This window comes from Bradyrhizobium sp. 172 (genome assembly GCF_023101065.1).
GTDB lineage: Bacteria > Pseudomonadota > Alphaproteobacteria > Rhizobiales > Xanthobacteraceae > Bradyrhizobium > Bradyrhizobium canariense_D.
The window spans coordinates 5,106,295-5,126,571 of the sequence record NZ_CP064701.1 but is presented as its reverse complement, the minus strand read 5'-3'; the positions used below and the strand labels follow the sequence as shown (position 1 = coordinate 5,126,571).

Here is a 20,277-nt window from a genome sequence, read left to right as displayed (position 1 = left end):
AACTCATTGCGCGCGGCGGCGGGTCTTCATGTCGAGCCAGACCGCGAGAATGACGATGATGCCGGTGACGATCGGCTGCCAGTTGGCGCTGACCGACAAGAGGTTCATGCCGTTCAGCACCAGCGTCAGGATCAGTGCGCCGATGAAGGTGCCGAACACGGTACCGACGCCGCCAAACAGCGAGGTGCCGCCGATCAGCACCGCGGCGATCGCGGGCAGCGTCAGGCTTTCGCCGATGTCGGCCTCGGCCGAATTGAGCCGCGACAGGAAGATGATCGAGGCGAGCCCCGCCATGGTGCCGGAGACGGCGTAGACCAGCAGCAGGCGTCGGGCGACCGGAATGCCGGAGAGCCGCGCCGCGACCGGATTGGCGCCGATCGCGTAGATCTCCTGGCCCCAGATCGTTCGCTGCGCAAACAGCGTTCCGATCCCGAGGAACACCAGCAGCAGATAGACCGGGATCGGCAGGCCGAATAGATAGCCGCTGCCGATCTGGCGGAAGCCGGCCGGGAAGCCGTGAAGGGTTTCGCCCGCCATGTACCAATAGGTGAGGCCGTTCAGCACCCAGAGCATGCCGTAAGTGGCGATGAAGGAGGGGATGCGCAGCGCGGTGACCATGACGCCGTTGAGGAGCCCAACGATGCCGCCGCAGGCAAGCCCCGTGAGTATGCCGAGCGCCGGCGAGCCGGTCTTGTGGATCACGGTCCCGGCGATGCAGGCGGACAGCGCCACATTGGCGCCGACGGAGAGATCGAGGCCCGCGGTCAGCACCACCAGGGTCAGGCCGGAGGCGATGAAGAAGGTCAGGCTCGCCTGCCTGAGCACATTGAGAATGTTGCCGAGGCTCAGGAAGGAATCGCTGAGCACGGCGAGCACCGCACAGATCAGCAGCGCCGCAAGCAGGCGATAGAACATTTGGATCGCGTCCTGCGACAGGAACGAGCGGGGCGGCGCGATGGCGTCTTTGCTGATGTCGGTCATGCGCGGCTCCGCAGGCCGTCAAGGAAGAGGGCAACGATGACGAGGACGCCGACGCTTGCGACCTGCACCGAGGACGGCAGCGAGATCAGGTTCAGCCCGTTGCGCAGCACGCCGACCGAGAGCACCCCGAGCAGCGTGCCGAGCAGCCAGCCATTGCCGCGCTCGAACGACGTGCCGCCGACGGCGACGGCCGCGATCGCATCGAATTCGAGACCGAGGCCCGCGGTTGGATGCCCGGAATTCATCCGCGCAGTCATCAAGAGGCCGGCGATGCCGGCCATGGCGCCGCCGATCGCATAGACCGCGATCAGCAGCTTATTCGGTGAGAGGCCGGCGTAGCGCAGCGCCTCGCGGTTGCCGCCGAGCGCGAAGATGTAGGTGCCGAAGCGGGTGTGATAGAGCAGGCCGTGGAAGACCGCGTAGGTCACGAGTGCCATCACGATCGGCACGGGAATTCCCAAAAGCGTCGCCGAATAGATGTCGCGCACGCTGTGGGGGATGCCGACCACGCTCTGGCCGTCGCTGACGATCAGCGATAGGCCCTGCGCCATGCCGAGCGTGCCCAAGGTCGCAACGAAGGGCGGGATGCCCACGATGGCGACCAGCCAGCCATTGGCGAAGCCGAAGGCCGCGCCGACGAGGAGCCCGGCACCGAGGCCGAGCAACATCGAGTGGGTGGTGAGCGAGACGATGGCGACGCAGAGCGAGGTCAGCGTCAGCACCGCGCCCATCGACAGGTCCAGCCCCTCGGTCATGATGATCAAGGTCATCGGCAGCGCGAGCATGGTCAGGATCGTCGACTGCACCAGCACGTTGGAGAGGTTGGCGACCGACAGGAAGCCGGGCGCGATCGTGCTGAACAGCGCGATCAGCAGCACCAGCACGATGGCAACGCCGGGAATCCGTTGCAGCGGATTCGGTTGAGAGACGACCGCGGCCTCACGCATGATGCATCCCCAGTCGCACGATGTTCTCCTCGGTCAGCTCGCTACGCGCGAGATGCCCGGCGATGCGCCCTTCGCGCATCACATAGGCGCGGTCGCAGACGTGGCAGATCTCGACCTGTTCGGACGAGATCATCAGCGCCGCCGCGCCTTCCGCGACAAGGCGGTCGATCAGGGCGAAGATTTCGGCCTTGGCGCCGATGTCGATGCCCCGGGTCGGCTCGTCGAAGATGAAAAGCTTTGAGCCGGCGGCGAGCCACTTGCCGATCACGACCTTCTGCTGATTGCCGCCTGAAAGCAGGCCGACGGTCTGCCGTGCGCTAGGCGTCGCAATGCGTAGCTGACGGATCAGGCCGTCGGCAGTGCGCTGCGCACTGCGCTGGTCGAACAACCCGCTCGGGAACAGTTTTCGCAGCGCCGACACTACCAGATTGTCGCTCACCGATCGCAGCAGCGCGAGACCTTCGCTCTTGCGGCTCTCCGGGATCAGCGCAATGCCGCGGCGGGCGGCGAGGTCGGGCTCACCGGAAATGACTTTGCCGTCGAACACGATCTCGCCTGATGTCACGGGATCGGCACCGAAGATCGCGCGCGCGACTTCGCTGCGACCGGAGCCGACCAGGCCACACAGGCCGACAATCTCACCGCGGCGCACCTCGATGTTGATGTCGGCGATCCCCGTCGATGAACTCAAGGCCTTGACCTCGAGCAGCAGCTCGCCGGGCTTGTCGGCAAAATTGCGCGGGTAGGTCATGTCAACGTTGCGACCGACCATCATGCGGACGAGCTGGTCCGGCGTGACGTCAGCAGGTTTGACGCCGTCGATGCGGCGGCCGTCACGCAGCACGGTGATGCGGTCGCCGAGCGCGAACACCTCCGCCATGCGGTGCGAGATGTAGACGATCGAGACGCCGTCGGCCTTCAGCCGCGCGATCAGCGCGAACAGCAGCTCGGTCTCGCGATCGGATAGCGCCGCAGTCGGCTCGTCCATCACCAGGATGCGGGCGTTCTGGCTGATCGCCTTCGCGATCTCGACCATCTGCTGCTGCGCCACCCCCAGCTTGTCAACGATGGTGGAGGGATCGATGTCAAAGCCGATCGTGCCGAGCACGCGCGCCGCGTCGGCCAAAATCTTGCGGCGATCGATCGTGCCGGGGATGCGGCCCTTCGGCTCGCGGCCGAGAAAAATGTTCTGGGCGATATCGAGATGGGGGACGAGGGAGAATTCCTGGAAGATCACGGCAATGCCGAGCTTCTGCGCGTCCGCGGCCGAGTGGATCGCGACCGGCTCGCCTCTGTAGTAGAACTCGCCGGCATCGGCGCGATAGGCGCCGCACAGCACCTTCATCAGGCTCGACTTGCCGGCGCCGTTCTCGCCCAGCAGCATGTGGACTTCGCCGGGGAAGACGGCAAAGGAGACGTCGTCCAGCGCCTTGACGCCGGGAAACTCCTTACTGATGCCGCGCAGCTCAAGGAGCGGGACAGGTGAGGCGGGCTCGACGGCTAATGCGGCGGTGCTCATGCCTGCGCTCCGCCTGCAAAGATCTTTCCGGGGTTCATCAGTCCGTCAGGGTCGAGCGCGCTCTTGATCGACCGCATCACATCGACGGCCTCGCCGAGCTCGTCGGTGAGATAATCGATCTTGCCGAGCCCAATGCCGTGCTCGCCGGTGCAGGTGCCGTCCATGGCAATCGCGCGGGCGACCATGCGGGCCTGCAGCGCCTTGGCGCCTTCGGCTTCCTCGGGCCTGGCCGGGTCGACCAGGATCAGCATGTGAAAGTTGCCGTCGCCGACATGGCCGACGATCGGCGCGGTGAAGCCGTGCGCGTCCGCGTCGCGCCGCGTTTCGGTCAAGCATTCGGCGAGCCGCGAGATCGGCACGCAGACATCGGTGATCACTGCGCGCGCGCCGGGTCGCAGGCCCAGGCCGGCATAGAGCGTATTGTCGCGGGCGTGCCAGAGCCGACTGCGATCCTCCGGCGCCTTGGCCCAGGCAAAACCGTGGCCGCCATGGTCGGCGGCGATCGCCTCTGCGGCCTCGGCCTGTTCGGCAACAGAGGCCTCGGAGCCGTGGAATTCGAAGAACAGCGTCGGGGCTTCGCGATAGCCGAGCTTCGCATAGGCGTTGATGCCGCGCATCATGACGTCGTCGAGCAGCTCGATACGCGCCACGGGGATCGCGGACTGGATCATCGAGATCGCGCTGTCCACGGCGTTGGGCAGGGTGTCGAAGCTGCAAACCGCGGCCGAGATCGCCTGCGGCACGGGATGCACCTTCAGCGTGATTTCGGTGATTAAACCGAGCGTGCCCTCGGCGCCGACGAACATGCGCGTCAGGTCGTAACCGGCGGCTGACTTGCGCGCGCGTCTGGCGGTCCGGATCACGCGGCCGTCGGCCAGAACCACCTCCAGCGCCATGACGTTGTCCTTCATGGTGCCGTAGCGCACCGCCATCGTGCCGGAAGCTCGCGTGGACGTCATGCCGCCGATCGAGGCGTCGGCGCCGGGATCGATCGGAAAGAAAAGCCCAGTGCCGCGCAGCTCCGCATTGAGCTGCTTTCGGGTGATGCCGGGCTGCACGACGACGTCCATGTCGCTATCGTGCACCGTCAGCACCTTGTTCATGCGTGCGAAGTCGAAGCAGACGCCGCCCGCGACCGCGGCCGCATTGCCTTCGAGCGAGGTCCCGGCGCCGAACGGTACGATGGGCATATTCGCGCCAGCGCACAGCTTGACGATCTCCGCGACTTCCTGCGTGGTTTCAGGGAAGACGACGATGTCGGGCGGCAGGTTGCGATAATGCGACTCGCTCTGCCCATGCTGATCGAGCACGCCACGCGCGACGCTCGCGCGCGGGCCGATCATGCCTGTGAGGCGATCGGCCAATATGCTCGTGCTGACTCGCGGTCCCATTCTTACTCCCTGTCTGGCCCTGTTGTCGGACTCTTGTCTGGTCCGCCGTCGTTCAGCTTAAGCGGCTCTTGCGCTGCTAGCGACCTGCTTCAGGCCGAAATCATAGTTGAGGTGAAAATACTCGATGTCTACCATGCGACCATCGGGCGCACGGCCGGGCGGGCACTGCACAAATTCGCGGATCAGGCTGTCCTTGACGCCGAACACCACGTCGCTGTCGAGATACTGGTCGCCGGCCACGAACACATGGGTCACGAGTTGCTCGAAGCCGGGCGCCGAGATCATGAAATGCACGTGCGCCGGGCGCCAGGGATGGCGGCCCTGGACCGCCAGCATGTCCCCAACTGTGCCGTCATGTGGGATCGGATAGGCAGCCGGCTTGATCGACCAGAAATTGAAGCGGCCGTTCTGGTCGGTGTGGAAGCGCGCCCGCATCGCAAGGTCGCCGATCTTGTCGAGCTGCTGCACGTCGTAATAGCCATCATCGTCGGAATGCCAGACATCCACGACGGCGCCGGCAAGCGGCCGTCCGTCGACGGTCGACACCGAGCCGGTGACGAGCATCGGATCGCCTTCCATCGGGCCGGAGATGTCAGCGCCGTTGTCTTTCTCGGGCGACGCCTGCACGAAGAACGGACCGAGCACCGTGGTTTCGGTGGCGCCTTCCGGCACGGGATGATTGATCGCGTCGACCAGCATGGAGACGCCGAGCGCGTCCGACAGCAGGATGAACTCCTGGCGCTTGTCGTCGCACATGTGGCCGGTGCGGGTCAGGAACTCGATGCCGTATTCCCATTCCTTCTGGGTCGGTCGCACCTCGCGGACGAAGGCATGAAGGTGGCGCACCAGCGCTTCGCTGACCTGCTTGATCCGCGGATCGGTCGCGCCTGCGATCCGATCCAGCACCGCGTCCGTGATCGTGTTCTCGTTGAAATTTCGCATAGGTGCCTCCGTGAATCAGAGTTTGGGCTCGCCAAGGCCGGACAGCCGCTCGAGGTGCTTGACGGTCGCGATGAAGTCGGCGTCGCCGTCGCCCTGCGCGACCAGCGAGCCATAGGTCTCGCGCACCTGGGCCGCGAGCTGAAGCGGCACGCCGACGGCGTGGCCGGCACCGAGGATCAGGTCGAGATCCTTGGCCATCTGCCTGCAGGAGAAAGTCGAGTCGAAATCGCGGCTGCGCAGCGGCGCGGTCTTGTATTTCACCATCGGCGAGGCGACCGCGCTGTCGTCGAGGACTTTCAGAATGTCCTGCCAGCCGATGCCGCCCTTGCGCGCCAGCGCCAGACTCTCCGCCATCATCGCGGCCGACACCGCGATCATCAGATTGACCGCAAGCTTCGCATATCGCGCTTCCTCGCCGGGCCCAAGATAGGTCTGGGCGCGGGTGAAGGCGGCAAGCAGCGGCTTTGCGTTTTCGTAGGCGTCCTCCGGGCCCGAGACGAAGCAGCTCAGCGCGCCGGTGTGGACGATACTGGCATTGCCCGAGACCGGCGCCCGCAGGTAGAAGACACCGCGCGCCTGGGCGGCGGCGTCGACCTCTGCGGACGCCTCGACGCTCACGGTGCTGGTCTCGATCACAACAGATCCAGCCGCCATCGCGGCGATGAGGCCGGTTGGGCCGAGCAATGCGCCGCGCAAGGCAGCGTCATCGGGCAAGGACGTGACGATCGCGGCCTTGCCGTCCACGGCCTCGGCCGGTGAAGCGGCAATCGAAATGCCTTGCGTGCGAGCCTCCTCGAGCCGTGCGGCGCTCCGGTCGAACGCGGTCACCGCATAACCGGCCTTGGCGACGAGCACCGACATCGGCAAGCCCATCTTGCCGATCCCGATGAAAGCGATGTGTTTCGAAGCGTCCGTCATTGTTGTTGTCCTTGACGCCCTCAGGCGGCGTGTCCCTGTCGTTCGATGTCGTGCACCAGTCGCCGGCCGGATTGCACGAGCAGTTCCTTCTTCGCCCCCAGGCCCTCGGCCAGCAGCCGACCATTCCGCTTCTTCCACACGCCGCCGATCATCACGGCCTCGATATTGGCAAGGCTCGTCTGCATCACCACGGTGGAAACGGGATCGTGCACCGGGACGAGGTTGAGATCGGAGCAATTGATGATGACGAGGTCGGCGAGCTTGCCCGGTGTCAGCGAGCCGATCTGGTCCTCGCGGCCGAGCATGCGGGCGCCTTCCGTCGTGATCCAGCGCAGCGCCTCGCGGACGGGGATCGTGGTCGTCGCCGGAATGGTGCCGCTGGCCTTGCGCGACTCGGCGTTGTCGAGCGCCCGCTGCATCGAGAGCGCAACGCGCGCGGCGGAGAAGAGGTCGCCCGCCAGTACGGATTCCAGATCGATGCCGATGGTCGGCCGCACGCCGCGCTTGAGCAGCCGTCCGGTGATCGGAAAGCCGTGGCCCTGGATCATTTCGTTCTCCGGCGTCACCGAGAAGGAGACGCCGAGATCGACCATCCGGTCCAGCAGTTCGTCAGGCAGGTCATTGCCATGGACGATGTTGATTCCGGCGCCCACGAGACCCGCCTCGATCAGCTTCTCCCAGCCACCGGGCGTCTTCGCAGGACCACCGCCCTGATGCATCGATGCGATCAGCTTGAGTTCCCGCGCCATGCGAAAATCGTGCATGGCGACGTCCAGCGTCGAATAGTGCGGGCCGAGGATCGCGAGTCCAAGCGTGACGAGGCCGTCGCGGTCGGCGAGGGGCCCCGCCAGCAGTCGCTCGACCTCACGGCGTGGATGCGGGATCTCCGAGAAATGCGGTTCGCCCGGTTTCGGTTCGGGCTTGGGCGAGCCGTGGAAGAAGGCCGCCCGGATACCGCATTCGATCAGGCCACGCACCGCGGCGTCGGTATGATCGGGCGTCGGATTGTTGTGGCACCAGTCGACCAGCGTGGTGGTGCCGTGATTGATCTGGTTCAGCACACCCACCAAGGTCGCGATATAAATGTCCTCGGGCCTGAAGACCGTAGCGAGACCAGCATGCATGCGGCGGAAATATTCCAGCAGCGTCCAGTTGGCGGCATAACCGCGCAAGCCCGTCTGCCAGGTGTGCATATGGGCGTTGATCAGGCCGGGGATGACGATGCGGCCGGTGCCATCGACGATCTCGGTCTCGGTCGCGCCGCCGACGTCGATCGATGGACGCACATCAACGATGCGGCTGCCCTCGATCAGCACGTCGCCGCCAGGTAAATCGCCGATCGTGTCATCCATGCTGATGATGACGGCGGATTTGATGAGCGTGCGCCGCATCGAATCAAACTGCCGTTTTGATGGCGCCGGGCGGCTCGCCGGCCCAGGCGCGCGCGATCAGGTCGCGAATGGCGTCGCGTTCGAGCGGGCGCGGGTTCCAGTAGGCGTTGGTGACCGCGAGGTCGGCAGCCTTGTCGATGCCGCCTTCGGGCATGCCGATGTCGCGCAATGCGACCTTCGCACCCAGCCGCTTCGCGAGCTCGAAAAGTCCTTGCGGTGCATCGGCGGCGCCGATTGCGCGTGAGATCCGCGCCATCGCATCGGGCACGGCCGGCGCGTTATAGGCCAGCGCGTGCGGCAGCACGATGGTGTGGGTCTCGGCATGCGGCAGGTCGAAGGTGCCGCCGAGCGTGTGGCAGAGCTTGTGATGCAGCGCCATGCCGACGGTGCCGAGGCAGACGCCGCACAGCCAGGCGCCATAGAGCGCTTCGGTGCGAGCCTCGCGATCGTCGCCCTTGGCGGCGATGGCGGGCAGGGCACGCGCCAAGGCGCGAATGCCTTCTTCTGCCATCAGCGAGGTGACGGGATTGGTGTCGCGCGCGTAGAGCGCTTCTACCGCATGTGCGATGGCGTTGATGCCTGATGTCGCGGTCAGGCTCGCCGGCAGCGTCAAAGTGAGATCGACATCGTAGATCACGGTCTCCGGCAGGATGGCGGCGTCGCGGACCGTGGTCTTCAGGCCATTCTCGGTCTGGCCGACGATCGGCGTCATCTCCGAGCCGGCATAGGTCGTGGGAATGCAAAGCTGGTTGATGCCGGTGCGCAAGGCCAGCGCCTTGCCGAGGCCGGTCGTGGATCCGCCACCGAGGGAAATGACGCAGTCGGCCTCGCACGCCTTCATCGCCGCGAGCGCCCGCTCCGTGACCTCGACCGGCGTGTGCATGGTCGCGCCCGGAAAGATGCCGCCGTAGAGCGGACCGAGCGCCGCGCCCAAACTTTTGCCTTGCGCCTCCTGCTGCGGCGTCGTCAGCACCAGGGCGCGCTTGCCACCGAGCCGCTCGACCTCGGCCTTGGCCGAGGCCAAAGCTCCGCTGCCGAACACGACGCGGCAGGGCAGGTTTTCAAAGGTGAACGTACCGATCATGCGCCGGTCTCTTTGATGGGATAATCGACCTGGAAGCGTCCGATCCGCAAGTCGCCCAGCGCCTCGCGCACGCGCAGATGTTCCGGGTGGGTGGCATAGGCCGCGAGCGCAGCGTGGTCGGTGAATTCGGAGAACAGAACGACGTCGCAGGCGTAGTCGACATCGCTGACATCGAGACCGACTTCGATATGGGTGAGGCCGTCGATCCGGCCGCGCAGCCCCTCGAACAGGGTCTTGACCTTGACCCGGGCGGCAGAACGCTCCGCCGGCGTCTCGCCGCGCAGCCGCCACATCACGATGTGCCTGATCGGGCCCGACATTTCCCTGTTTCCTCGCCTGCTATCTTGCTTGTGTTTAGGCCATTTTGACTTGCGGGATACGGAAATAAAGCTCAATAATCGTAAGTCTCTTTTCCTGTTTGCGAAAAAATGGACCGCCTGCTCCAGTTGGAAGTATTCGCCAAGACGGCCGAGCTCGGCAGCATGTCCAAAGCTGCCGAAGCCCTACGGATGTCGAATGCTGCCGCGAGCCGCCATCTCAGCGCTCTCGAGGAGCGCCTTGCAGTCCGGCTGATCGAGCGCAACACCCGTCGGCTGTGGTTGACTGAGGCGGGGCAGGAGCTGCTGGAGCGCTCGAGCCGGGTTTTGAGCGAGTTGGCCGAGGCCGAGGACATCGTCAGCGATCGGGCGCTGTCGCCGCAAGGCATGCTGCGGGTCACGAGCTCGCTGTCCTTTGCGGTGATCTATCTGGCGCCGATGCTGCCAGCCTTCCGCGCGCGCTATCCGAAGCTCAACATGCAGATCACCACCGCCAACCGGTACTCCGATTTCATCGAGGCCGGCATCGACGTGGCGATCAGGACGCGCGAGCAGGAGCCGGATTCCAACATCATCGTCCGCCGCATCGGCCAGATGCGGCGGGTGCTCGCTGCTGCGCCGTCCTACCTCGCAAGCTGCGGCGAGCCGGAGCAGCCCGCCGATCTCGCGCGCCACAACATGCTGATCTACAATCTCGCCAACGATCCCTATTCGCTGCGCCTGCGCAAGGGCAATGGCGCGCAGACTGTTCGCATCACGTCGACGCTCGACAGCAATGACGGCCAGGTCATCCGCGGCGCCGCGCTGGCGGGGCTCGGCATCCTCATCCAGCCGCTCTATATCGTGCAAAGCGATATCGCTGCGGGCCGCCTCGTCCCCGTTCTGATGGACTGGGAGCTGCCGCTGCTCACGATGAACATCGCCTACCAGAACCGTGCCGGACTGCCTGCCAAGATCAGGGTCTTTTCCGACTTCCTGGTCACCCACATCCGCGAGCATTCGCAGCCGGGGATCTGGATCGACGCGGCGAAGTGAGCGACATTTTCGAATTCAGGCGGCTTTGTAGAAGGCACATCCATTGAAAGCCAGGACATCCGGCACCGCATGGCGGCATGCCAACATCGGTCGGCTGCTCAACAACGCGGTGCGGCGCTTCGAAGGTCGTGTGCTCGAACTGATGAGCGAGAAGGGGCATGGCGAAACGAGGATCGCGCATGTCGGCCTCACACGTAATCTCGACGTGGAGGGGACCAGACTGACGGAGCTCGCCCGCCGCGCCTCCATGAGCAAGCAGGCGATGGGCGAGCTGGTCGATCAATGCGCCGAGCTCGGCTTGGTCGATCGGATCGCCGATCCGACCGATCGCCGCGCGCGCATCGTCATGTTCACGCCGGCCGGGCGCAAATGGCTCGATGCGTTCCGCGACGCGGTCGACGTCGCCGAGCAGGAGATGCGCGCCGAACTCGGCAAGGCCACGATGGATGCAATCCTGAAGGGACTGGCGGTCTATGGCGCGACGTTCGATACGCTCGATGACGCCAAGTAGTCAGGCTACTTGACGATATCGTCAGGCGACCTTACCATGCGGAATAATGCTGGTTGGGAGAAGCGCCTTGGAAACATGTCTGACGGCCTCGGTGCTCATCGTGGGTGGGGGGCCCTGCGGCCTGATGCTCGCCAACGAGCTCGGCCGGCGCGGCGTGTCCGCGATCCTGGTCGATGAAAAGCCGGGCACGGCATTCAATCCGCAAGCCAATGCGACGCAAGCGCGCTCAATGGAGCACTATCGGCGGCTGGGTTTTGCCGACGAGATCCGACGCGAAGGTCTGCCTGCGGATTATCCGACCGACGTTGCGTATTTCACGCGCTACACCGGTTACGAGCTGGCCCGATTTCAATTGCCGTCATCGTCACGCGCGGGCGAGCTCGTCAAGGGCATGTCGGGCTCCTGGAGCGCCGCCGAGCTGCCGCATCGGGTCTCGCAAAAATACGTCGAGGCGGTGCTGCGCCGCCACGCCGAACGGCTTCCCGGAATACGGCTCAGCTACGGTCATCGTCTGATCAGCTACGTCGAGAGCGGTGACGGCGTTATCGCCGAGATCGAATGTCTCGATGACAACAGCCGCTTTCAGGTCCGGGCCGACTTCCTGGTCGGAGCCGACGGGCCGCGCTCGATGGTCCGGCAATCGCTCGAGATCGTCTACGGCGGCGAAACCGGAACGCAGCGCGATTTCATGGGCGGCCGCATGCTGGCGGTCTATCTCCGTTCGCCTGGCTTCTACGCGAGCATCCCGCATGCCAAGGCGTGGATGTACAATTGCTTCAACGGCGACCGCCGCGCCTTCATGGCATCCGTGAATGGTCGCGACGAATTTGCGTTTCACACGCAGCTTCGGCCCGGGGAAGACGAGATTGCGATCACAATCAACGAGGCCAAAGCAGCGTTCCAGCGCGCTTGCGACGCGCCGATTGACTGCGAAGTGCTGTCATTCGTGACCTGGACCGCCGGCCACGCGCTGGTCGCGAACGGAATGCAGCGGGGCAGAGTGTTCCTCGGCGGCGACGCGGCGCATCTGTTCACGCCGACCGGAGGCCTTGGCTACAACACCGCGATCGAGGATGCGGTCAACCTCGGCTGGAAGCTCGCAAGCGTCGTCAAGGGTGTGAGCCCGGCGGGGCTGCTCGACAGCTATGAGGTCGAGCGGCGTCCGGTGGCGCTGCGCAACACCGATTATGCGCGTCGCTTTGCCGACTCGCTCGGTCTGTTCGCTCCCGCGCCTGACATCGAGGACGCCACCGAGGCCGGCGACGAGGCGCGGCGGACGGCGGGCGTCTATCTCGAACAGCACGCCCGCGCGGAATTCAACATTCCCGGCGTCACCTTCGGTGGGCGCTACGACGGCTCGCCGATCATCGTCTCCGACGGCAGCCAGCCGCCGCCCGATGCCGCGAACGTCTACGTTCCGAGCGCCTGTCCCGGCGGCCGCGCCCCGCATACGTGGTTGGAGGACGGCGTCTCGCTGTACGACCTGTTCGGGTTCGAGTGGACGCTGCTCCAGTTCGGCGAGGTCATGACCTCTCAAGCGTCAGTCGTCGAGACCATCCGTGCGATCGGGGTTGATGTGAAACTCGTCACGCTGCCGAAATCCCTGCGCGATCTCTATGAGGCGGATCTGGCTTTGATACGCCCCGACCAGATCGTGGCTTGGCGCGGCAGCGCGTCACAGGCTGGTACGATCGGGCGCGTCCTTGCCCGAGCACTCGGACACAACGCGAGCGACGGCGCACGGCTGGCAAGCTGATCGACTCTCGCCGTTGCATCCGACCAGCGGCTGCGGCGGCCAATAACAACAAGACAACAAAACGACAAATGACACCGGAGGAGGAAACCGTGACGACAAGAGCATTGGAGCACTACGACGACCATGCCGCCGCCGGCGCCACTGCCGAGCAGACGGCGAGCAGCCGCCGGCGTATCCTGATCGCCGGCACCATCGGCACCGCGATCGAATGGTACGACTTCTTCATCTACGGCCTGATCGCGCCGCTGGTGTTCGATCAATTGTTCTTTCCGAAGTTCGACCAGCTCACGGCGACGATTGCGGTGTTCGCGACGTTTGCCGTCGGATTTTTGGCGCGTCCGCTCGGCGGGCTTGTATTCGGCCATTTCGGTGACCGTCTCGGCCGAAAGTCCGTCTTGCTGTGTACGCTGCTCATGATGGGACTTGCGACCATGTCGATCGGATTGTTGCCGACCTACGCCAGTGCAGGCGTGGCTGCGACCGTCGCGCTCGTGGCGTTGCGCTTCGTTCAGGGGTTTGCGCTCGGCGGCGAATCGACTGCGGCGATCCTTATGGCGATCGAGACGGCGCCCGGGCACCGGCGCGGCTTCTCGGCCGCGGTGATCCAGGCCGCAGGACCCGTCGGTGTCGTGCTCGCCTCGTTTGCGGCGCTCACGATCGCGCGGCTGCCGGAAGCGGACCTGCTGTCATGGGGCTGGCGCGTGCCGTTCCTGATCAGCGCGGTTCTGGTCGCGCTCGGCGTCTATATGCGCCTGCGCATCGAGGAGAGCGCGACATTCCGAAAGGCGAAGGTGACGGAAGTAGCGCCTGTGGTCGAAGCGCTGCGGGAACATTGGCGGCCGATCCTCATCGTATTCTTCGCCGAGATGGCGCAGACGTCCTATTTCTATCTGACAGCCATCTTCACCATCTCCTTCGCGACCCGTCAGCTCGGCGTCCAGAAAGACGTCATCACGCAGGCCGTGCTGTTCGCCAATCTCGTCGGGCTCGTTGCGATGCCACTCATCGGAGCCTGGTCCGACCGTATCGGACGAAAGCGTCTGTTCTTGGCCGGCGTGGTGCTTGCAGCCATCTCGATGTTTGCATTCTACGGTGTGGTCGCGAGCCGCGACACGGTGCTGGTGACGGGCGCGGTGATCCTCGCCGCGGGGGTGATCCATCCGCTGATGTTCGGCAGCGAAGGAAGCTATTTTCCGGAATTGTTTCCGACCCGCATTCGCTTCACCGGCGTGTCGATCGGAAAGCAGCTCGGGACGGTGCTCGGCGGCGGCATTGCGCCGCTGGTCGCCACCAGCCTGTTTGCGCAGACGGGCTCCACCTACGCGATCACAGGATACTACGTTGCGCTCGCGCTCGCGGCGATGATTGCGCTCGGCTTTGCGCGTGAAACCGGAAAATCGCGGCTGCTCGGCTAGAGCGAGCGCCATTATCAACCCCAGGGAGGTTTTTCATGGACGTCAGTCTTCTCATCAACGGGCAGGATCAGGCCGCTTCCAGCGGCAAGGTGTTCGAGCGGCGCAATCCGCTGTCGCAGGAGGTCGCAAGCCGCGCGGCCGCCGCGACCGCTTCCGATGCCGACGCCGCGGTGGCGGCGGCCTCCGCCGCGTTTGCCGCATGGTCGGCGCTCGGCCCGAATGCGAGGCGAGCCCTGTTGCTGAAGGCCGCAGATGCGCTTGAGGCCAAGCGCGACGCCTTCGTCCGGATCATGATGGCCGAGATCGGCACGACGGAGATCTGGTCGGCCTTCAACGTCAAGCTCGCGACCGGCATGCTGCGCGAAGCGGCGTCGCTCACCACGCAGATCGCCGGCGAGGTGATCCCGTCGGACAAGCCGGGATGCCTCGCGATCTCCATTCGACAGCCCGTCGGCGTGTGCCTCGGCATCGCCCCGTGGAATGCGCCGATCATTCTCGGCGTTCGCGCCGTGGCGACGGCGCTCGCCTGCGGCAATTCCGTCGTGCTCAAGGCCTCCGAGATATGCCCGGGGACGCACCGGTTGATCGGCGAGGTCTTCAAGGACGCAGGCTTTCCGCCCGGTGTCGTAAATGTTCTGACCAACGCACCGGCCGATGCGCCCGCTCTGGTCGAGCGCCTGATCGCCAATCCGGCCGTGCGGCGGATCAATTTCACCGGCTCGACCCGCGTCGGTCGCGTCATCGCCGAGCTGGCCGGGCGCCAGCTCAAGCCAGTGCTGCTCGAACTAGGGGGCAAGGCGCCTCTGGTCGTGCTCGACGATGCCGACGTCGATGCCGCCGTCGCGGCCGTGGCGTTTGGCGCCTTCATCAATCAGGGCCAGGTCTGCATGTCGACCGAACGGGTGATCGTCGACGAGGCGGTAGCGGCGTCCTTTGTCGACAAGCTCGCGAAGAAAACGGCTGCGCTTCCGGCCGGACCCCCGCGCTCCGGTCCCGTTGTCGTCGGCTCGATGATCGACGAGGCGCCGGCCAAGCATGTCGTTGCGTTGATCGACGACGCGGTCGCCAAAGGCGCCGTCAAGCTCGCGGGCGGCGACCGGGTTGGCACGGTCGTCCCGGCCACCGTGCTCGACCGCGTGGTGCCCGGCATGCGCATCTATACCGAGGAGAGCTTTGGTCCCGTCGTCTCGGTGATCCGGGCAAGTGGCGTGGATGACGCGGTGCGGCTTGCCAACGATACCGAGTACGGCCTCTCGGCCGCCGTGTTCGGCCGCGACGTCGCGCGTGCGCTGACGGTGGCGCAGCGGATCGAAAGCGGCATCTGCCACGTCAACGGCTCGACCGTGCATGACGAGGCGCAGATGCCGTTCGGCGGCATGAAGGGATCGGGCTACGGCCGCTTCGGAGGTCAGGCCGGGATCGCCGAGTTCACCGATCTGCGCTGGATCACCATCGAGACCCAGCCGCAGCACTATCCCTTCTGACCGCGCAACAAGCGAAGCCCATCAGGACGCTATTCATGAATTCGAAAGTTCTCACGGTTCGGGAAGCGACCCTCGGTGTGCTTCGCTCCTTTGGCGTCGATCGCGTTTTCGGCAACCCCGGCTCGACCGAGCTTGCCTTCCTTGGCGACTGGCCCGACGACATCGACTACGTGCTCGGATTGCAGGAAGCCTGCGTCGTCGGCATGGCAGACGGCTATGCGCAGGCCACGGGACGAGCGGCGTTCGTCAATCTGCACTCGGCGGCTGGGCTCGGTCATGCCCTCGGCAATCTCTTCACCGCATTCCGCAACAAGACACCGATGGTCGTGACAGCCGGGCAGCAGGCGCGCAGCCTATTGCGGATGCGACCCTATCTCTTCTCCGAGGACGCCGCACAGTTTCCAAAGCCCTATGTGAAATGGAGCGCCGAACCGGCGCGCGCCGAAGATGTTCCAGCGGCGATCGCGCAGGCCTTCCTCACCGCCATGCAGCATCCCCGCGGTCCGACATTCGTGTCGGTCCCGTCGGATGATTGGGCGCGGCCCGCAACCGCTCCACCGGTCCGCTGCATCGCGACGGAGTTTGCGCCCGATCCGGCGGCGATCGTTCGGCTCGGCGCGGCGATCCGAGCCGCCAAAAAACCTATCTTCGTTGTCGGACCCGAGATCGATCGCAGCGGCTGCGTCGACGCGATGGTCGCTGTGGCCGAGCAGGCGAGCGCGGCCGTTTGGGCAAGCCCGATGTCGAGCCGTTCGAGCTTTCCGGAATTGCATCCGCTGTTCGCCGGCTTCCTTCCGGCAGCACCGGGAGGGCTCGCCCGCGCATTGCGCGGCGCCGATCTGATCGTCGTGGTCGGCGCGCCGGTGTTTACTTTCCATGTCGAAGGACAATGCGAATTGCTCGACGATGGAACGCCGGTCTGGCAGATCACGGATGATCCGACGGAAGCCGCATCCGCTTCTGTCGGTGACACCATCATCAGCACGCTCCCGAAGGCGCTGGCTGGGCTGCTGTCGGTGATGCCTGACATCGCGGAGCGCGAGGTGCCGGCCGCGCGGTTGCGGCCTGCCGCTCCTGCCGCGCAAAATCCGATTCCGCCGGGCTATGCGCTCGCCCGGCTCTCGGCGTTGATGCCGGGCGATGCGATCGTGGTCGAGGAGGCGCCGTCGCATCGCCCCGCCATTCAGCAATTCCTGCCTCGGCCCGGCGCGGACAGCTTCTACACGATGGCGAGCGGCGGACTTGGTTATAGCCTGCCGGCCTCGGTCGGCGTGGCGCTGGCGCGGCCGGGCCGCCGCATCGTCGCCCTGATCGGTGACGGATCGGCGATGTATTGCATCCAGGCAATCTGGACCGCGGTGCAACGCCGCCTGCCGATCACTTTCGTGATCATGAACAATTCAGGCTATGGCGCGATGCGCGCCTTCAGCCAGCTGATGCAGGCGCATCGCCCGCCCGGGATCGACCTGCCCGGGCTCGACTTCGTGGCGCTCGCAAGGGGAATGGGTTGTCCGGGGCAGCGCATGACCGATGTCGGCGACGTCGACGCCATCTTGACCGAAGCGTTGGCATCAAGCGGTCCCGCGCTGGTCGATATCGCCGTCGACGACGCCACGACGGACCTGTTCAGCCATCCGCGCTAGCTGGCGGCAGAGGGGCTGGTCCGCGGCGACAAGACAGCCGATGGAAATTTGCCTCCGAAGGCACGGGTCTTCGGTTGGACACGCGACCCGTCGATCACCTCGAGTTGTCCGCAGCGATTCAAGGTATGCAACTTCCTGCCGGGCCATGCTGGCCCTGGCCGCAGAGAGTGGCGGATAATCTGCTTGAACGTCGTCGGCGACAGTTCGACGATTTCCGCCAGGGCGAGCGCTGCCCCATATCCGCCGGCACAATCCTGGACCGGGCGCCACAATTTGTCATTGATGGTGACGAAATTCCCCGCAGGCCGCGTGCTCGCGCGGTCGATCAGGACCGGGTTGCTGGCATGCGGCAACCACGGGCCCATGAGGTGCTCGGCGTGATAGATCGCCAACGAATCCGAATACCCGCCAGTGCCATCGCGCCAGGCTCCGAACAGATAGTGCAGGCCGTTGTGCCGCGTGATCGTCACATCGGCGAGTTCAAGTCCTGAAAGCAGCGTCGCGTGGCGCTCCCATTTGTCCGGGAACCGAACGCATTTATAGATGGCGACGTCCCCATTGGTCGAGCTCTCCGGGATCATCCACAATGCGCCATCGTCCTCGATCAGGAACGGATAGGAGAGGTGCCAGGGCTCGTCCAATACGGGCACGACCGCTCCGACCGGGCCCTTATCGTCGAACTCGATCGCGGAAATGATTCCTTTTCCAATCCGGTGATCGAGATCCTCAAAGAAGACGAATGTTCTTCCCTGCCACGTGATGGGGAAAGGATCGGCGTAGAAGTGGTTTCCGGGATCGGCAAGGACGTTCCAGCGAGGCCCTGACAGGTCTCCGGTCTGCCAGACGCCTGCGCCCTTGTTGATGCGCCATCCGACATGCCAATGCGGGGCATAGCAGCAGAGGCGATAGATCTCCTTGGCGATCGATATGGTGAGGCCGCGCGCGACATAAGCCGTTGGCGGGCGGCCGTTGTCCGCTCGGGCCGGTCGTGCCAGCTGCGGCACGATGCGCGGTCGTCCCGACAGGATGGCGGCCACCATGGTCAGGGTTCGCGCCATGACCGTTTCCAGGCCCCCGCTCAGACCGGCCGCGATTTCGGCGGAGGGATGGCCACGATCGAGGACTGCACCGTCGACCTCGTCGACGATTTCGATCACCGGCAGATCGCCGGCGAGAATGGCGGCAAGAGCTGCGTTTTCGCCTGCCACTCCATTGAACAGCGGGCGGAGATACTGCCGGGCGGAGCAGTTCGGATCCCGCGCGCCACCGGTGAAATTGACGACGACGTCTGCCGTGCCGGCGCGAGCCTGCATCCGGTCCGGACTGATCTTCAGCCTTTCGGTGCCGCTGTGTTTGCCCTTGTGCAACACCAAACGTTCGAGCTCGAACAGCATGTCGAGACCCGCCGGCCGCGGCTCCGCCGTTGCCGTCCACGCGATCTGGACCGGTACATCCCGCCCGTCGATCGACAGCGTCTCGCGGCCCATCCACCGCCGCGCATTCTCAATTTCACAGCGAAACTCGATGGTCATGTCGAGCCGATCCGTTTCCATGCGCCCCGATCAAATGACCTGGCCGAGAATTCGAACGTATTCCTCCACCATGGCGTCCACTGAATAGCGCAGCTTCAGGCCTTTGGCGTTTTGCCGCAGTTCGTCGCTCAGTCTTTGGTCCGTCAGGAGCCTCGAGACGGCCGCTGACAGCTTGGCGTGATCGGAGGTATCGACGAACAGCGCTGTCGGCTTCCCTTCGACGGACAACACTTCGCGCAAGACCGGAAGATCGGTGACGACCGAGGGAACGCCGGCGTTTGCAGCCTCCACAGCGGCGAGGCCGAAGGTCTCCGCCTGCGTCGGAAATACGAACACGTCGAGAGCGGCGAGAAACTCCGCCATCTGGCGCGGGGTGATTTCGCCGAGCAGATGCAGCCTGTCCGATACTCTCAGCTCATCCGCCAACTGCCGCAGCCGGGCCTCGTCGGCTCCCTGGCCGGCCAGCGCGAGATGCCAGGATGGTTGATCCGGCAACAGACGTATCGCCGCGTCGAGCCGCTTGTGCGGGTGCAATCTTGCTGCGCAGCCGAGCAGGGGGCTATCCGGCGGGAGATTGAACTTCTGTCGCGCAGCTTGCTTCGACAGGGTGAGCGCCTTGTCGTCGAAGCCGTGCGGGACATGCACCATGCGCGCGCGATAAGCCCTGGGGTAGCGCGAATACTCGCGCTGCATGTCCAGCGAGTTGAGCGTGATGCGGTCGAAGAAGCCGAGGCTGCCCATGACGATGTCGGCCGTACGGACCGGCCAGCTCATCGACAGCGCGGATGAAACCTGATTGGCGATGACAGGTGCGCGGCAGATCAGGCGCGCCACACCGGCGCCGATGACATTGCCGAAGTGCTGAAAGGTCAGAACGGCGTCAGGCCTGGTGGCCCTGATATGGCGGCCGAGCGTCCACAGCATTTGCAGCAGCGCCAGCGGATTTCCCGGCCGGCTCGACGCGCAATAGACCGTGTGGGGCGGCTCATCGAACGAATCCGACTTGCGGAAGAAGAAAAGATTGGTGACGCGATAGCCGCGGGCGGTCAGCCCGGCGCCAAGCAGGCGCGAGATCTCCTGCGCACCGGCGTTCTCAGCCTGGGTCTGTACGAGCAGCACGTGCGGCTTGCGTCCGCCACCGTTGGGCGACGGGAGTGCTGTCGCAGTCGTCTCGCCCAACGCCTTGTTTGGCTGGTAATGCAGCACGGATCCCGACCCATTAGAGAAGCGAATTTTTCACCTTCTTAACTCCGTATCTACCATGCGGGCATCGCGCGGACACCGACTAGCAATAAACGGAGTTAATGCGCCCTGCCGCAAGGGCATGAGGGAATTCCGCTGGTTCCGACGAAGTGCAGAGGACGCGGGCAACCGCCGATTAACCATCGATATTTGGGTTGGAGCGGGCCCA

At 65.0% G+C, this 20,277-nt stretch carries 17 protein-coding genes; 6 read left to right on the top strand and 11 right to left on the bottom strand.

The window, feature by feature from the left end; translation table 11 throughout:
- Window positions 1-3: 3 nt before the first annotated feature.
- The 9 genes from IVB07_RS24810 to IVB07_RS24770 are packed head-to-tail and all read right to left on the bottom strand — an operon-like array spanning window position 4 to window position 9,493.
- Window positions 4-981: an ABC transporter permease gene (locus tag IVB07_RS24810; protein WP_018458698.1), complete on the bottom strand. Its 978-nt coding sequence runs from the start codon at window positions 979-981 to the stop codon at window positions 4-6.
- Window positions 978-1,928, bottom strand: a complete 951-nt coding sequence (locus IVB07_RS24805; protein WP_018458699.1) for an ABC transporter permease — start codon at window positions 1,926-1,928, stop codon at window positions 978-980. Before IVB07_RS24805 ends, IVB07_RS24810 begins: the two co-directional genes overlap by 4 nt.
- Window positions 1,921-3,447 (bottom strand): sugar ABC transporter ATP-binding protein, encoded by a 1,527-nt coding sequence (locus IVB07_RS24800; protein ID WP_018458700.1) that lies wholly within the window; start codon window positions 3,445-3,447, stop codon window positions 1,921-1,923. The genes IVB07_RS24805 and IVB07_RS24800 overlap by 8 nt, the downstream gene beginning before the upstream one ends.
- Window positions 3,444-4,838, bottom strand: a complete 1,395-nt coding sequence (locus tag IVB07_RS24795; RefSeq protein WP_026233640.1) for an FAD-linked oxidase C-terminal domain-containing protein — start codon at window positions 4,836-4,838, stop codon at window positions 3,444-3,446. The genes IVB07_RS24800 and IVB07_RS24795 overlap by 4 nt, the downstream gene beginning before the upstream one ends.
- Window positions 4,839-4,895: 57 nt before the next feature.
- On the bottom strand, window positions 4,896-5,780 hold the full coding sequence (locus IVB07_RS24790) for an intradiol ring-cleavage dioxygenase (RefSeq protein ID WP_085352397.1): 885 nt from the start codon (window positions 5,778-5,780) through the stop codon (window positions 4,896-4,898).
- A 15-nt stretch (window positions 5,781-5,795) separates the two neighbouring features.
- Entirely contained in the window at window positions 5,796-6,698 is a 903-nt protein-coding gene (locus IVB07_RS24785) for an NAD(P)-dependent oxidoreductase (RefSeq protein WP_018458703.1), read from the bottom strand.
- A gap of 20 nt (window positions 6,699-6,718) precedes the next feature.
- Window positions 6,719-8,089, bottom strand: coding sequence for an amidohydrolase family protein (locus IVB07_RS24780; RefSeq protein WP_018458704.1), 1,371 nt, complete (start codon window positions 8,087-8,089; stop codon window positions 6,719-6,721).
- 4 nt (window positions 8,090-8,093) lie between these two features.
- Window positions 8,094-9,173, bottom strand: coding sequence for a maleylacetate reductase (locus tag IVB07_RS24775; protein WP_018458705.1), 1,080 nt, complete (start codon window positions 9,171-9,173; stop codon window positions 8,094-8,096).
- Complete coding sequence (locus tag IVB07_RS24770; RefSeq protein ID WP_018458706.1) at window positions 9,170-9,493, bottom strand: Dabb family protein; 324 nt, start codon at window positions 9,491-9,493, stop codon at window positions 9,170-9,172. The genes IVB07_RS24775 and IVB07_RS24770 overlap by 4 nt, the downstream gene beginning before the upstream one ends.
- A gap of 108 nt (window positions 9,494-9,601) precedes the next feature.
- Here IVB07_RS24770 and IVB07_RS24765 point away from each other — a divergent pair, with 108 nt between their 5' ends.
- From IVB07_RS24765 to mdlC, 6 genes are all read left to right on the top strand, one after another.
- Window positions 9,602-10,525 carry a LysR family transcriptional regulator gene (locus IVB07_RS24765; protein ID WP_018458707.1) on the top strand — a complete coding sequence of 308 codons (924 nt, stop codon included), beginning with the start codon at window positions 9,602-9,604 and terminating at the stop codon, window positions 10,523-10,525.
- 43 nt (window positions 10,526-10,568) lie between these two features.
- A complete protein-coding gene (locus IVB07_RS24760; protein ID WP_018458708.1) occupies window positions 10,569-11,036 on the top strand; it encodes a MarR family transcriptional regulator in 468 nt (155 codons plus the stop codon).
- 46 nt (window positions 11,037-11,082) lie between these two features.
- On the top strand, window positions 11,083-12,792 hold the full coding sequence (locus IVB07_RS24755; protein ID WP_026233641.1) for an FAD-dependent oxidoreductase: 1,710 nt from the start codon (window positions 11,083-11,085) through the stop codon (window positions 12,790-12,792).
- Window positions 12,793-12,881: 89 nt separating this feature from the next.
- Window positions 12,882-14,207, top strand: coding sequence for an MFS transporter (locus IVB07_RS24750; RefSeq protein ID WP_026233642.1), 1,326 nt, complete (start codon window positions 12,882-12,884; stop codon window positions 14,205-14,207).
- A gap of 35 nt (window positions 14,208-14,242) precedes the next feature.
- Window positions 14,243-15,691, top strand: coding sequence for an aldehyde dehydrogenase (locus IVB07_RS24745; RefSeq protein WP_247766713.1), 1,449 nt, complete (start codon window positions 14,243-14,245; stop codon window positions 15,689-15,691).
- A gap of 35 nt (window positions 15,692-15,726) precedes the next feature.
- A complete protein-coding gene (mdlC, locus tag IVB07_RS24740; protein ID WP_018458712.1) occupies window positions 15,727-17,334 on the top strand; it encodes a benzoylformate decarboxylase in 1,608 nt (535 codons plus the stop codon).
- On the opposite strand, the gene IVB07_RS24735 is transcribed toward mdlC, so the two are convergent.
- Both IVB07_RS24735 and IVB07_RS24730 read right to left on the bottom strand, forming a co-directional pair.
- Window positions 17,331-18,866 carry a hypothetical protein gene (locus tag IVB07_RS24735; protein ID WP_247766712.1) on the bottom strand — a complete coding sequence of 512 codons (1,536 nt, stop codon included), beginning with the start codon at window positions 18,864-18,866 and terminating at the stop codon, window positions 17,331-17,333. The genes mdlC and IVB07_RS24735 overlap by 4 nt on opposite strands.
- A gap of 30 nt (window positions 18,867-18,896) precedes the next feature.
- A complete protein-coding gene (locus IVB07_RS24730; protein WP_018458714.1) occupies window positions 18,897-20,072 on the bottom strand; it encodes a glycosyltransferase family 4 protein in 1,176 nt (391 codons plus the stop codon).
- Between the last annotated feature and the right edge of the window lie 205 nt (window positions 20,073-20,277).